At 64.0% G+C, this 258-nt stretch carries 1 protein-coding gene; it reads left to right on the plus strand.

What is annotated here, in order from left to right; translation table 11 throughout:
• Window position 1: 1 nt before the first annotated feature.
• On the plus strand, window positions 2-258 hold a 257-nt coding region (locus tag ACPYOM_RS22950), incomplete at its 3' end, for an AMP-binding protein (RefSeq protein WP_481347735.1).

Genomic DNA, 258 nt, shown 5'->3' on the forward strand with positions numbered 1-258 from the left:
GTTGAGCTACGGGCAACTCCAGGAAGAATCCAAACGCCTTGCCGCTTCCCTGCACGCCCGGGGAGTGCGGGCAGGAGACAGGGTGGCCGTCCTTTTGGGAAAGCGCAGGGAACTGCCCATCTCCCTGCTGGCCATCTGGCGTATCGGCGCTGTCTATGTGCCGCTGTTTACGGCGTTTGCCGGCCCAGCTGTTGAGATGCGCGCACGGGACGCCAAGGCAGTGCTCATCATCACCGAGCCGGGGCAACGCCACAAAGC

Source organism: Monashia sp. HAY1-2A, assembly GCF_056755315.1.